11 protein-coding genes are annotated in these 13,029 nt (G+C 69.5%); 8 read left to right on the plus strand and 3 right to left on the minus strand.

What is annotated here, in order from left to right:
• Nucleotides 1–13 precede the first annotated feature (13 nt).
• Together FFS56_RS19910 and FFS56_RS19915 are read right to left on the minus strand one after the other, a co-directional pair.
• Nucleotides 14–1,987, minus strand: a complete 1,974-nt coding sequence (locus tag FFS56_RS19910) for a YhgE/Pip family protein (RefSeq protein ID WP_127011842.1) — start codon at nucleotides 1,985–1,987, stop codon at nucleotides 14–16.
• Nucleotides 1,984–4,788 carry an MMPL family transporter gene (locus FFS56_RS19915; protein WP_137772298.1) on the minus strand — a complete coding sequence of 935 codons (2,805 nt, stop codon included), beginning with the start codon at nucleotides 4,786–4,788 and terminating at the stop codon, nucleotides 1,984–1,986. The genes FFS56_RS19910 and FFS56_RS19915 overlap by 4 nt, the downstream gene beginning before the upstream one ends.
• Nucleotides 4,789–4,919: 131 nt before the next feature.
• Between FFS56_RS19915 and FFS56_RS19920 the strand changes: the two genes are divergently transcribed.
• The gene (locus tag FFS56_RS19920) at nucleotides 4,920–5,543 is read left to right on the plus strand and encodes a TetR/AcrR family transcriptional regulator (protein WP_046747323.1); all 624 of its coding nucleotides are present in this window, start codon (nucleotides 4,920–4,922) and stop codon (nucleotides 5,541–5,543) included.
• Between the two features lie 22 nt (nucleotides 5,544–5,565).
• Here the strand turns inward: FFS56_RS19920 and FFS56_RS19925 are convergent, their stop codons facing one another.
• Nucleotides 5,566–6,546: an o-succinylbenzoate synthase gene (locus tag FFS56_RS19925; RefSeq protein WP_046747324.1), complete on the minus strand. Its 981-nt coding sequence runs from the start codon at nucleotides 6,544–6,546 to the stop codon at nucleotides 5,566–5,568.
• A 107-nt stretch (nucleotides 6,547–6,653) separates the two neighbouring features.
• Here FFS56_RS19925 and FFS56_RS19930 point away from each other — a divergent pair, with 107 nt between their 5' ends.
• The 7 genes from FFS56_RS19930 (at nucleotide 6,654) to FFS56_RS19960 (ending at nucleotide 12,814) form a co-directional block, all read left to right on the plus strand.
• On the plus strand, nucleotides 6,654–6,986 hold the full coding sequence (locus FFS56_RS19930; protein WP_127011844.1) for a helix-turn-helix transcriptional regulator: 333 nt from the start codon (nucleotides 6,654–6,656) through the stop codon (nucleotides 6,984–6,986).
• 1 nt (nucleotide 6,987) lies between these two features.
• Nucleotides 6,988–7,989 (plus strand): permease prefix domain 1-containing protein, encoded by a 1,002-nt coding sequence (locus FFS56_RS19935; protein ID WP_127011845.1) that lies wholly within the window; start codon nucleotides 6,988–6,990, stop codon nucleotides 7,987–7,989.
• 10 nt (nucleotides 7,990–7,999) lie between these two features.
• Nucleotides 8,000–8,920 (plus strand): 1,4-dihydroxy-2-naphthoyl-CoA synthase, encoded by a 921-nt coding sequence (locus tag FFS56_RS19940; RefSeq protein WP_046747434.1) that lies wholly within the window; start codon nucleotides 8,000–8,002, stop codon nucleotides 8,918–8,920.
• A 31-nt stretch (nucleotides 8,921–8,951) separates the two neighbouring features.
• Nucleotides 8,952–10,106: an AMP-binding protein gene (locus FFS56_RS19945; RefSeq protein ID WP_082108580.1), complete on the plus strand. Its 1,155-nt coding sequence runs from the start codon at nucleotides 8,952–8,954 to the stop codon at nucleotides 10,104–10,106.
• A gap of 44 nt (nucleotides 10,107–10,150) precedes the next feature.
• The gene (locus FFS56_RS19950; RefSeq protein ID WP_127011846.1) at nucleotides 10,151–10,942 is read left to right on the plus strand and encodes a class I SAM-dependent methyltransferase; all 792 of its coding nucleotides are present in this window, start codon (nucleotides 10,151–10,153) and stop codon (nucleotides 10,940–10,942) included.
• Nucleotides 10,943–11,003: 61 nt separating this feature from the next.
• On the plus strand, nucleotides 11,004–12,182 hold the full coding sequence (locus FFS56_RS19955) for a histidine kinase (protein ID WP_058630478.1): 1,179 nt from the start codon (nucleotides 11,004–11,006) through the stop codon (nucleotides 12,180–12,182).
• A complete protein-coding gene (locus tag FFS56_RS19960; RefSeq protein ID WP_127011847.1) occupies nucleotides 12,179–12,814 on the plus strand; it encodes a response regulator transcription factor in 636 nt (211 codons plus the stop codon). The genes FFS56_RS19955 and FFS56_RS19960 overlap by 4 nt, the downstream gene beginning before the upstream one ends.
• Nucleotides 12,815–13,029 lie beyond the last annotated feature (215 nt).

The following is a 13,029-nucleotide window of genomic DNA, read 5'->3' on the forward strand; positions in this document are numbered from 1 at the left end:
GAGCAGGAGGGAGTCAGGTGGTGGCGAGGACCGCCTTGGCCGAGGTGGTGCGTCGCAGCGTCACGGCGAGCGTGGTGGCCACGAGTGACAGCACGCCCCAGACGACCAGCGCGGCGACGGCCGAACCACTGGCCGTGATGAGCCCTGCGAAGGCCGGGGCCGTCGGAAGTGCCGCACCGATGCCGGCGAGCCAGTCCGGCACGGTCGAGATCAGGCCCGTCGCTACGGCGAGCACTCCCACCAGGGCCGAGATCCAGCGACCGACGCCGCCGAACACCGCGACGAGAGCCTGGTTGACGGCGGCGAACACCACTCCGGCGAGGACCGCTGTGCCCGCGAAGGCCCACCAGGTGCCCGCGTCGTAGCTCGCCACGATCTGCACGATCAACGACACGAGCAGACCCTGACCGGCACCGATCAGCGCCGCCGGAGCGAACGCGCGCAGCGTCAGACCCGCCGAAGACCGTCGAGAGGTGAGCGTGCGAGCGGTGTGGGCGCGCATCACGACGAACGTCGCGAGTCCACCGAACCAGAGCACGACCGCGGCGAGCAGCGGGATCGCGGTGGGGCCGAAGATCGTGTCCACCGACGAGTTCGACGACACCGGGTCGGCGATCACCGAGGCGAGCGACTTCGACTCGGTGTCGCTGAACGAGGGGAGCGAGTCGGATGCCGTGCGCAGCCCGCCCGCGAGGTCGCCCGTGCCGGTCGCCAGCGTGTCGAGTCCGGTCGTGAGCTCGGTCGCGCCGTCGGCGAGAGCGGTCGCGCCGCCGGAGAGCTGGGTCGCACCGGATGCGAGGCTGCGCGCGCCAGAGGCGGATGCCCCGATACCCTGGTCGGCGAGCTGGGTGAGGCCGGAGGACAGCTGCGTGGCGCCAGCGCCGGCCTGGGACATGCTGGACGCCAGAGTGCTGAAGGTGCCAGGGAGGGCTGCGACACCACCGGCGACTTCGTCGTTGGTGAGGATGCCCGATGCCGTGCCGGCGTCTTTCGCGACAGCTCCGGCGTCGGTTGCAAGCGACGAGTACAGATCGCACTGCGCTTGGTCGGTGACCGGAGGTGTGCATGCCTGCTGAGCCAGGCCGCCCAGACGCTGCGCGAGCGCTACCGAGCCGGTCGCTGCCGATTGCGCCGATGCGGAAGCGCCTTGCACGGCCCCGACCAGCTTCTGAACCCCGCCGACGTTCTGCTGCAGCTCCGCACCACCAGCCGCCAGCCCGGACCCGATCTGTCCCGCACCCGCCGCAGCTTCACGGGTCTTGCCCGCGATCGTGTCGAGCCCCGAGGCGAGTGAGGACGCACCCGTGCTGAGCTCACCCGCGCCGGAGGCGAGTTTCGCCGCACCGTCCGGGATCGCCGCGGCTCCGGTGGCGGCGTCGCGTGCTCCGTTCGCGAGCTTGACGGCACCATCTGCGGCCTCGCCGATCTGGTCGCCGATCGTGGTGAAGCCGACCAGGATGTTCTCGGTCGTCGCCTCGGAGAGCATCGTGCCCATGGTCGAAGCGGCGACGTCGGCGATCTGGCCCGTGATGAGGTCGTCGGCGACGAGTCCGTCCTTCGGGGTCGTCACCTCGATGGTGGCCTTCTCCGCCTTCCCTCCGCCGTCGGAGATCGCGGTCCCGGCCGAGGTGGCGGCGGACGAGAAGTCCTCGGGAATCGTGATGACGGCCTGATAAGAGCCGTCGGCGAGTCCGTCAGCGGCGTCGTCCTTGTTCGAGATCACCCACGTGAGGTTCGAATCGAGGTCGTCCGATCCCTCGACGAGGCCCGAGGCGAGCTGACGTCCGAGCGGGGTCATCTGGCCGTCGATGGTCACGGGCTCGTCGAGATTGACGATCGCCGCGGTCATCGAGTCCAGCCGCTCGGTCGGGTTCTGCAGTGCCGCGACCAGGATGCCGCCGACCGCCGCCGGCAGCAGCAGCACCCCGAGGATGGTCAGCCACGTGATGGGCTTGCGGGAGCGCGCGCGCTCGATGGGGAGGGTCATGCGGTCACCTCGGTGGATTCTGCGGCGCTCCGGCGAGGGGCGCGCGTGTCGAGTGTCTGGGCGTCTGGCCATCCGGCCTCGGCGAGGGTAGTCCGTGCCGAGTCGGCATCGGATGCGGTGGTGAAGACCGCGATCGTGCGGGTCGCTGCAGCATCGCGGAGTATCGCCGTCGCCTGGTCGCGCTGCCCGCCGCTCAGCCGGTCGATCCCGTCGATCACGACGATGGATGACTTTCCGCGCAGGGCTTCTGCGAGATCGTCGAGCCCTGTGTCGGCATCGTCGATCAGCACGCAACCGACATGTGCGCGCACCCAGGCGGCGCGGCCGGGGAGGAGGTGCCCCGCAACCCTGAGTCGTCCCTCCGTCGGGGTCAGACGTCCCGCGATCGTCAGAGCCAGTGCGCGGCGGCTGCGGTGGTCGCCACCGGTCGCGATGAGGGCACCGCCCTCCGGGATCCGCATCGACAGGTTCTCGATCAGCGGCGCATCCGCGCTGATCTCGAGGTCGTCGGCGGCGACGACCGATCCGTCGCCAGGCCACGCGGCCAAGTGGCGTTCCCGTTCGACGGCCTCGCCCTCGACGTCGATGCGGGGGAGGATCTTCTCCAGCCAGCGCGGGAGCTCCCAGGCGCGCTCGCCCAGGATGGCCATGAGGGCGGGGATCAGCGTCATCCGCACCAGGAAGGCATCGAACGCGATGCCGGCGGCGAGGCCGAGTGCGATGGGCTTGAGCGACGAGTCGCCCTCAGGGACGAAGGCCACGAACACCGCGAACATGATGAGTCCTGCCGCCGTGACGACCTTCGCCGAGCCGGTGAAGCCGCTGCGCACGGCGCGGAGGGCAGCGGCCCTGCGGGTGGCGCGGTCGGGACTCTTCGCGTCCTTGTCGTGCACGAAGTCCTCGCGCATGCGGGAGACGAGGAACACCTGGTAGTCCATGGCGAGGCCGAACAGCACGCCCATCAGGATGATCGGCATGAAGCTGATGATCGGTCCCACCTTGGCGACATGCAGCAGATCGGCGAACCAGCCCCACTCGAACACGGCGCCGACCACACCGAAAGCGGCCACGATCGACAACAGATAGCCGATGGCGGCGGTGATCGGCACCCAGAGGGATCGGAACACGATGGTCAGCAGGATGAGCGAGAGGCCGATCACGAAGATGCCGAAGGGCAGCAGCGCGTTGCCGAGCTGGTCGGAGATGTCGATGCCGACGGCCGTGAAGCCGGTGACTTTGAGGTCGATGCCGAACTCGTCGAGCCATTCATCGTGGTGGCTGCGCAGCTCGCGCACGAGGTCGGCGGTCGCGGGGTCGTCGGGCGCGGTCTCCGGCACGATCTGCACGATCCCGGTGTCTGCGGTCTCGTTCGGGGTCGCGAGGGCGACCTCCTTGACGCCGGGGACCTTCGCGACCGCGTCGCCGAGGTCTTCCATCAGCGTCAGCGGATCGGTGGAGGTGACGATCGTGCCCGTCAGGATCATCGGACCGTTGAAGCCGGGGCCGAACTCCTCGCCGACGAGGTCGTAGGTCTGCCGTGCCTCGTTGTCCTTGGGTAGCACGCCGGCGTTCGGCAGAGCGAGGTCGAGGCTGAGCGCGGGGACGGCGACGATCCCGAGTCCGAGCACCACTGCGATCGACACCAGCACGGGGTGCTTCATGACGCCGCCGACCCACCGGGCGCTGCCCTTCACCGGGACGACCGGCTTCGAGGGCACGGAGTCGTCGGCCTGACCGGCGGCGGTCTTGTTCGTCTTCGGGGTCCTGACCTTCTTCGGGCGCCCGACGACCCTGCCCTTCATGAAGCCGAGCAGGGCGGGAGTGAGGGTGACGGCGATAGCGACGGCGACGGCCACGGCGGCGGAGGCGGCGATACCCATGGTCGTCAGGAACGGGATGCCGGCGAAGCCGAGGCCGATCAGGGCGATGAGCACGGTGACACCGGCGAACACGACGGCGGATCCGGCGGTGCCGACGGCACGGGAGGCCGACTCCTCCGGGTCGACGCCGTCGCGCACCTGGTCCTGATGTCTCGCCATGATGAACAGTGCGTAGTCGATACCCACCGCGAGCCCGAGCATGAGAGCCAGCAGCGGGGTGGTGGACGATACGGTGGCGAACGCGGTCGCGGTGAAGATGCCGGCCATCGAGATGCCGACACCGAGGATCGCGGTGAGCAGGGGAAGGCCGGCCACGACGAATGAGCGGAACGTGACGATCAGCACCAGCAGGGCGATGAGCAGTCCGACGGCTTCGGTGAGCGTGACGCCAGGGATCGAGATCGCGAACAGATCTCCGCCGAGCGAGGTCTGGGACCCTGTCGGGAGTTCGGCTCCCAGGTCGCTCACGACCGTGCGCAGCGCATCCTTCGTCTCCTCGGAGACGTCAGTGGATTCGCCGTCGAACTGCACGCGCACGATGGCGGCGGTGTCGTCGTCGTTGATCATGCCCTTGACCATCTCGTCGTACGGCGAGGTGGCAGCGAGCACGCCGTCGAGGTCGCCGAGCTCATCGACCGCGCCCTCGATGTCGTCCTGGTACTCGGCGTCCGTGATCTTGTCGCCGTCGGCGGCGACCACGATGAACTGCGCATTGGTGCCGCTCACCTGCGGGAACGAGCGCGAGAGCTGCTCGAGCCCCGCCTGCGACTCGGTACCGGGGATGGAGAACGTGTTGTCGGTTCCGGCGCCCAGGACGAGCGCTCCGGCGCCGGCGATGCCGAGCGCGAGCAACCAGGACACGAGGACCCGCCACGGGTGCCGGAAGGACCAGCGTCCGAGCGAGGACAGGAGAGTGGACACGCGTTCCTCCGAGGGGTGCGGGGTGGATACACAGGTGTATCCAATACATAGATGTATCGTAAGGTGACCCGCCCGGCCAAGCCTGTGTGCGGGGTGTGAATCATGCGAGAGTGAAGGGCTAGGAGGTTTCGATGTCGACACCCGCAACCCGCAGCCGCGAGAACACGCGCGCTCGCCTGCTGGAAGCCGCGGCGCAGGTCTTCGCCGAGGTCGGGCTCGATGGAGCGTCGGTCGAGGCGGTGTGCGAGCGCGCCGGATTCACGCGCGGCGCGTTCTACTCGAACTTCGAGTCCAAGGATGAGCTGTTCCTCATGCTCGCCGCCAGCGTCTCCGAGGTGCGCGTGAACGCCGTGCGCACCCGTGTGGAGGAGTTGACGGCCGCCGGTGCCCTGGTGGAAGGCTGCGATCCGATCGAGCTCGTGCAGCAGATCATGGAGCTCGGCGGCGACGACAGGCTCGGCGTCATGCTGCTCAGCGAGATCCGTATCCGTGCGCTGCGCGACGCGAAGTTCGGCGAGGCGTACCTCGCGCAGGAGCGGGAGATGGTCGCCAGCATCGCCCAGATCGTCGACGACATCGTCGCGGCCGGTCTGCTGCGTCTGCGACTGCCCGCGGTGGTCGCAGCCCGCATGCTCATGATCATCTGGGAGGGGATGACCGTGCGCGGGGCGATGGCCGGACAGGACGATGCCCAGCTCCGGCACTCCGGTGGCGAAGAACTCGGGCGCCTGGTGCAGCTGCTCATCGAGTCGTAGGCCGGGCTTTGGTTCCGCGGATTCAGCCCGGCGTGGACAGCTCGCCGTAGCAGCGGGCGAGCCGGGCGAGCCACCATTCGCGACGCTCGTCGGGCGCCGCGAGCCGGCTGAGCGACTCCGCGTCCGGCGTCACGCGGCCGACGGGGATCGAGCCGTCGACCGGGCGAAGATCTGCCACGTCGTCCAGGAACAGGGAAGCCGTTCCGAGCCCGCAGTCGTAGTCGAGCGTCGGGAGCGCGGCGGCGAGGGCGGCACCCTGGGACAGGCCGATGGCCGTGTCCAGCGCGCTCGAGACCACGACGGGAAGGCCGGCGGCGGTGACGATCTGCAGGGCGTGCGTGATCCCGCCGAGGGGCTGCGCCTTGATCACGAGCAGGTCGGCGGCTCCGGCGCGGGCGACCGCGAGGGGGTCGGACGACTTGCGGACGCTCTCGTCGGCGGCGACGGGGATGCCCATGTACTTCACGCGTCTTCGGAGCTCCGCCAGTTCGGGAACCGTCGCGCACGGCTGCTCCACGTACTCGAGGTCGCACTCGCCGAGGGCGTGCACCGCGTGCTCGGCCTCGTCGACGTTCCAGGCGCCGTTCGCGTCGATGCGGATGCGGCCCTCCGGACCCATCGTCTCCCGCACCGCCCGGACGCGCGCGACATCGTCGGCGAGCGTCTGCCCTGGTTCGGCGACCTTCACCTTGGCCGTGCGGCAGCCGGCGAAGCGCGCCAGCAGCTCGGGCACCAGTGACGCCTCGATGGCCGGAACCGTGGCGTTGACGCCGATGCGATCCCGCAGCGCGGTCGGCTGACGATTCCAGGCGAAGTCGATCGCGGCAGCCAGCCAGGTCGCCGCCTCCACGTCGTCGTACTCCACGAACGGGGAGAACTCCGCCCAGCCTTCCGGCCCCTCGAAGAGCAGTGCCTCCCGTGTGTCGACGCCACGGAAGCGGCTGTGCATGGGGAGGGCGACGACCCTGGCCGAGTCGAGCAGGTCTGCGAGCGGCGGGATCATGTGCCCATTCTGCTCCGAGTCGCCCTGCGGGCGTGGCCCATGGGGGGGTGAGTCTCATTTCGGTGTGCGGTTGACGATAGTGTGCGACACACAGTAATGTGACGGGCATGAACGAATCGCTCGACATCCACCTGCAGGAACTGCGGCGCGGCACCGTGGTGCTCGCCTGCCTGCAGCTGCTGCGCTCGCCGGGATACGGCTACGCGCTGTTGGAGATGCTCGAGCAGCGCGGTTTCGCCACCGATGCGAACACCCTGTACCCGCTGCTGCGCCGTCTGGAGAAGCAGGAGTACCTCACGAGCGAGTGGAACACCGACGAGGCGCGTCCCCGCAAGTTCTACCGCACCTCGGAAGCCGGCGTCCGCCTCGCCGACGCCCTCACCGACGAATGGCGGTCGCTCACGGCGGCGATCGCCTCCCTCACCTCAGAGGAGAACTGACATGACCACCACTCTCACCGAACGCTACGTCAGCGCCACGATCCGCAGTCTGCCGCCGGAAGCGCAGGCGGATGTCCGTGCCGAGCTCGAAGCCTCCATCGCCGACGCGGTCGAGGCGCGCGTGGAGCAGGGAGAAGCGCCCGAGGATGCCGAACGCGCGGTACTCACCGAGCTCGGCGATCCCGGCGCTCTCGCGGCAGGCTATGCCGACCGCCCCCTGTACATGATCGGGCCCCGCTACTACCTCACCTGGTGGCGTCTGCTGATCCTGCTGCTCAAGTTCGTCCCTGTCAGCGTTTTCGCCGCCGTCGCGCTGGGCCTGACGATCTCCGCGGCCCCGATCGGGGAGATCATGTCCACGTCGCTCCTCGCGACCGGCGGCACGATTCTCCACCTGTGCTTCTGGACCACCCTGGTCTTCGTGATCCTGGAGCGAGCCGGTACCGACACCGGGGTGAGATGGGATGTCGATCAGCTTCCCGAGCCGACCGACGACGGGGTGGGCCGCAGCGAGCTGATCGCCTCGCTGGTGTTCCTCGGCATCAGTGTCGGAGCGCTGTTCTGGGACCGCTTCCGCGGTTTCGTCCAGGTGGACGGTGAGGCGCTGCCGATCCTGAACCCCCAGCTGTGGCCGTGGGGGATCGGCGTTCTGTTCGTGCTGATCGCGGCGGAGGTCGTGTTCGCCTTGGTGCTCCACCGGCGGCGGCGATGGAGCATCGGTCCCGCCGTGGCGAACACGGTGCTGGCCCTGGCCTTCCTCGCCTGGGTCGTGATCCTGCTGCTGACGGATCAGCTCGTGAACCCCGAGTTCCTCGCACAGATCGCGACGGCCGGTGGCGAGGGTTTCGCCGCCGGTCAGGCGGAATCGGCCGACGAAGGCGGGGTGTTCAGGATCCTCGCCGTGCTGCTCGGATTCGGCGTCGCGATCGGGGTCGGGTGGGACATCGTCGACGGCTGGCTCAAGACCGCCCGCGCGAACAGACGACCGGAGCAACAGGAATAGGGTGGATGCCGTGACCGATGCCTTCGTCTCCGACCTGTTCGACCCGGCCGAATGGGTGCTCGCGCCCGGCGCCGAGGACTACACCGACATCACCGCGCACGTCTCGCGGGACGGCGGAGTCGCGCGCATCGCCTTCAACCGGCCGGAGGTGCGCAACGCCTTCCGTCCGCACACGGTCGACGAGCTCTACCGTGCCCTCGACATCGCCCGACAGGATGCGCGCATCGGTGCGGTGCTGCTCACGGGAAACGGACCGAGCCCGAAGGACGGCGGCTGGGCGTTCTGCTCCGGTGGCGACCAGCGCATCCGCGGTCGCGATGGATACAAGTACTCCGACGCCGAGACGGCGATCGTCGACGGGGCGAGCCGCGCGGCGGTCGGTCGACTCCACATCCTCGAGGTGCAGCGGCTCATCCGCTTCATGCCGAAGGTCGTCATCGCGGTGGTGCCGGGGTGGGCGGCCGGCGGCGGCCACTCCCTGCATGTGGTGTGCGACCTCACGATCGCCTCGGCGGAAGAGGCGCGTTTCAAGCAGACGGATGCGGACGTCGGCAGCTTCGACGCCGGATACGGCTCTGCATACATGGCGCGTCAGACCGGACAGAAGTTCGCCAGAGAGGTGTTCTTCCTGGCGGAGGAGTACTCCGCACAGCGCGCGTACGAGGCCGGTGCGGTCAACCGTGTCGTGCCGCACGTCGACCTCGAACGCGAGGCGCTGAAGATGGCGCGCACCGTGTTGACCAAGTCCCCGACCGCCATCCGGATGCTGAAGTTCGCCTTCAACGCGGTCGATGACGGTCTCGTCGGCCAGCAGGTCTTCGCCGGCGAAGCCACTCGCCTCGCCTACGGCACCGACGAGGCCGTCGAGGGGCGCGACTCCTTCCTCGAGAAGCGCGACCCCGACTGGTCGTCCTTCCCCTGGCACTACTGAGTCCGTCGGTCCCACAGAGTCGGAGACACGCATGACCGCCCTGATCCCCACAGATGCCGAAGACCCGGTTCTGCTGCGGGAGGCCCTGCAGCGGGCGCTCGACGGCGGCCCCGCTCTGGGGCTGGGGATGGTGGCCGATGCCCCGGAGAACGTGGCGGACGGACTCGCGGCGGTGATCGCGACGTCGGGATCGAGCGGCATCCCGAAGCGCGTCGCCCTGAGCGGGGAGGCGCTGAGGGCGAGCGCAGAGGCGACGGCGGCACGGATCGGCAGCGGCCGCTGGCTGCTCGCACTGCCCGCCGGCTACGTCGCCGGGCTCCAGGTGCTCGTGCGGTCGATCCTCGCGGGTACGCAGCCCACACGGATCGAGGGGCGATTCTCGCCGCAGGTCTTCGCCGAGGCGACGTACGAGATGATGCGGCCGTCGTCGAGCACGGGGATGCCCGACCTGTACACCTCGCTCGTGCCCGCCCAGGTCTCGACGCTGCTCGACGCCGCGGACGAGACGTCGGTCCGCGCGGCCTTGACGGCGTATCGGGCGATCCTCGTGGGCGGCCAGTCTCTTCCCGAGCCGCTGCGCGAGCGAGCAGCCGACCTCGGGGTGCGACTGGTGCGCACCTACGGTTCGACCGAGACCAGCGGGGGATGCGTCTACGACGGCGTACCGCTCGACACGGTCGGCGTCCGCACGGTGGACGGAGAGCTGCGCATCGCCGGGCCCATGCTCGCCGAAGGATACCTGGGAGATGCGGCACTGACCGCGCGCACCTTCGTGCGTGATGAGCACGGCATCCGCTGGTACCGCACCGGCGACCTCGGCCTCGTCGAAGACGGCACCGTGCGCGTGCACGGCCGGGCCGACAACGTGATCGTCTCCGGCGGCATCAACATCTCCCTCGACCGTGTGGAGCGGGTCGTCCGCCGCGTCCCCGGTCTCCACGAGGCCGTGGTGGTCGGCGTGGAGGATGAGCGGTGGGGCGAGGCATCCGTGATCGTGGCGGCGCGGGGGGAGGTGCTCCGGCGCAGCGAGTCCGAGCAGCTCGCGCACGCCCGGGACGCGGTCGAGGAAGAGCTCGGCAAGCATGCCAGGCCCGCACGGTTGATCGTGGTCGACGAGATCGACGTGCTGTCCTCGGGCAAGCCCGACCGCGAGTCCCTCCGACGGATGGTCGCCGAGCTGCGCTGAGGCGTGCCACGACCGGTCTCGAAGCGCTCTGCCAGACTGACCCCATGGCCTCGTACACGCATGGACACCACGAAACCGTCCTCCGCTCGCACAACGTCCGCGATATCGCGAACTCCGCCGAGTACCTCCGTCCGCACCTCGGGGCCAGCACACGACTTCTCGACGTGGGCGCAGGTCCTGGGAGCATCACGGTCGACTTCGCCGGCATCGTGGCGCACGTGACAGCGACGGAGATCGACGAGAACGCCCTGTCCCTCTCGGAGCGGCTCGCCGCCGATCGCGGCCTCACGAACCTGTCGTTCTCCGTCGAAGACGTGCACGCGCTGAGCTTTCCCGACGAATCCTTCGACGTCGTGCACGCGCACCAGGTGCTCCAGCACGTCGGCGACCCCGTGCAGGCTCTGCGCGAGATGCGCCGCGTCACGGTTCCGGGCGGCGTCGTCGCCGCACGCGATGCCGACTACGCGGGCTTCGTGTGGTTCCCCGTGCTGCCGGAGCTCGACCGGTGGCTCGCGCTGTATCGCGCCGCGGCCAGGGCCAACGGCGGAGAGCCGGATGCGGGACGACGGTTGTTGGCCTGGGCACGCGCTGCGGGCTTCACCGACATCTCGGCGACGGCGTCGACCTGGTGCTACGCGTCTCCGGAAGAGCGGGCTTGGTGGGGCGGCATGTGGGCCGACCGTATCCTCGAATCCGCGCTCGCACGGCAGCTCGTCGACAGCGACATGGCGACGCCCGCTGATCTACAGCAGATCAGCGACGCCTGGAAGCGCTGGGCCGATGACGGCGACGGCTGGTACCTGGTGCCGCACGGCGAGATCGTCGCACGCGCCTGACCCGGCACGGATACATCCCTCGACGGATGCCCACGCGCAGACGCTCGCGTAGCGTGGGGGAGTGATCCGCCCGCTCTCCCGCACCGCGCTGATCCTCGACATCGTCGGGGCGGCGTTGCTCTTCCTCGTGCTCGCACCGATGTCGCTGGTGTTCTACGGGCCCGTCACGGACAACCCGGCCGTCGGCGGCGCGGCGATCGTGATCCTCGTCTTCGCGAGCGTGCTCATGTCCGGCGCCGTCGCCATCGGACGGCTCGCGCCCGGATGGGCGTTGGCCGCTGCCTGGGCCGGCGCCGTGCTGCAGATGATCGCCGGTTTCGGGCCGCTGCCGATCGACGTCGCGATCCTGCTGGTGCTGTACGCGACCTCCGCCTGGGGGACGCGCCGGGTGCTCTGGTGGGGATTCGGTTCAGCGCTCTTCGGCGGTCTCGTGGCCGCCGTGTTCATGGTGATCGTCAACGGTGTGGCGTTCGGAACCGGCGACGGATGGCAGAAGATCACCACGGGGACGCTGCTCCTCGTGCTCTCGGTCATGGCGCTCGGCTTCGCCTGGGTGTGCGGCCTGCTGTGGCGTGTCGTGCTGCGCGCGCGCCGAACGAGGTCGGCCCAGCTGCAGGCCGAGTCCCTCGCCGCCGAGGAACAGGAACGGGTGCGCATCGCGCGCGACATGCATGACGTGGTCGCGCATTCGCTGGCCGTGGTGATCGCCCAGGCGGACGGTGCCAGGTACGCGGCCGCGGTGCAGCCCGAAGTGGCGACCGAGGCTCTCGGCACCATCGCCCAGACCGCGCGCGGAGCTCTGAGCGACGTACGGATGCTGCTCACGCAGTTGCGGCATCGACAGGGCGACGGTCCGCAGCCGACGCTCGCCGACCTCGAGGCGCTGTTCGCGCAGGTGCGGCAGGCCGGGATCGAGCCGCGCGTCACCGTGGATCCGATGCCGCCGGGGGAGCCGCCCGCCGCGATCCAGCTCGCCGTGTACCGCATCCTCCAGGAGGCGCTCACGAACGCGATCCGCCACGGAGACGGCGCGGTCGACGTGCACATCGCCTGGCTTCCCGACCGCGTCGACGTCGATGTGCGGAACACGGTCGCGAGCGAGGCGACCTCCGTCCCCGGCGGACACGGGCTCATCGGCATGCGTGAGCGTGCGCAGCTCGTCGGCGGTAGTCTGCAAGCCGAGCGCAGAGGGGCACAGTTCGTCGTCCACGCCACGCTCCCGATCGGAGTCTCCGAATGATCAGAGTCGTGCTCGTCGACGACCAGGCGCTCTTCCGTGCCGGAATCCGGATGCTCATCGCGTCACAGCCCGACCTCGAGGTGGTCGGCGAAGCCGGCAACGGCCAGGAGGCGATCGACGTCGTCCGCACGACCCGCCCCGACGTGGTGATGATGGACATCCGGATGCCGGTGATGGACGGGCTCACGGCGACTGCGGAGATCCTGACCCGCTCTGATGCCCCGCGCGTCGTCATGCTCACCACGTTCGATCTGGATGAGGCAGCGGCGAGGGCGATCCGGCAGGGCGCGAGCGGATTCCTCCTCAAGGACGCCGACCCCGAGTTCCTGCTCGCGGCGATCCGCACGGTGCACTCCGGGTCGAGCGTGATCGCTGCTTCGGCGACCCGCGATCTCTTCGAGCACTTCGCCGAGGCTCCCAAACCCGTTCCGCCGCAGTATGCCGACCTGACGGACCGGGAGAGGGAGATCTTCGCGCTCGCGGCCCGAGGGCTGTCGAATGCCGAGATCGCGAGCCGGGAGTACCTGAGCGAGGCGACGGTGAAGACGCACATCAGCAGGATCCTCAGCAAGCTGGCGCTGCGCGACCGGGTGCAGCTCGTGGTGTTCGCGTTCGAGCACGGCCTCGCCTGACGCAGACATCCCCTGACGCAGACATCCCCTGACGCACGTCTCGCCTGACGCACGTCTGGCCTGACGCACGCCTGGCCTGACGCACGCCTGGGTGCGACGGGATCATCCTTGCGATGTATGCCGATGCGCCCCGCGGGCGATGACCCGCCATGGGCGGCGGAAATAGCGTCGGGGACATGGAGATCACGACCACCGACCTGGGGCTCGCCGCCCGC

Origin of the sequence: Microbacterium sp. Beta (assembly GCF_005502545.1) — a bacterium.
Classification (GTDB): Bacteria; Actinomycetota; Actinomycetes; order Actinomycetales; family Microbacteriaceae; genus Microbacterium; species Microbacterium oxydans.

Coding starts and splice junctions, on each gene's coding strand:
- FFS56_RS19910 (WP_127011842.1), bottom strand. CDS start 1,987: ATGACCCTCCCCATCGAGCGCGCGCGCTCCCGCAAGCCCATCACGTGG.
- FFS56_RS19920 (WP_046747323.1), top strand. CDS start 4,920: ATGTCGACACCCGCAACCCGCAGCCGCGAGAACACGCGCGCTCGCCTG.
- FFS56_RS19925 (WP_046747324.1), bottom strand. CDS start 6,546: ATGATCCCGCCGCTCGCAGACCTGCTCGACTCGGCCAGGGTCGTCGCC.
- FFS56_RS19930 (WP_127011844.1), top strand. CDS start 6,654: ATGAACGAATCGCTCGACATCCACCTGCAGGAACTGCGGCGCGGCACC.
- FFS56_RS19935 (WP_127011845.1), top strand. CDS start 6,988: ATGACCACCACTCTCACCGAACGCTACGTCAGCGCCACGATCCGCAGT.
- FFS56_RS19945 (WP_082108580.1), top strand. CDS start 8,952: ATGACCGCCCTGATCCCCACAGATGCCGAAGACCCGGTTCTGCTGCGG.
- FFS56_RS19950 (WP_127011846.1), top strand. CDS start 10,151: ATGGCCTCGTACACGCATGGACACCACGAAACCGTCCTCCGCTCGCAC.
- FFS56_RS19960 (WP_127011847.1), top strand. CDS start 12,179: ATGATCAGAGTCGTGCTCGTCGACGACCAGGCGCTCTTCCGTGCCGGA.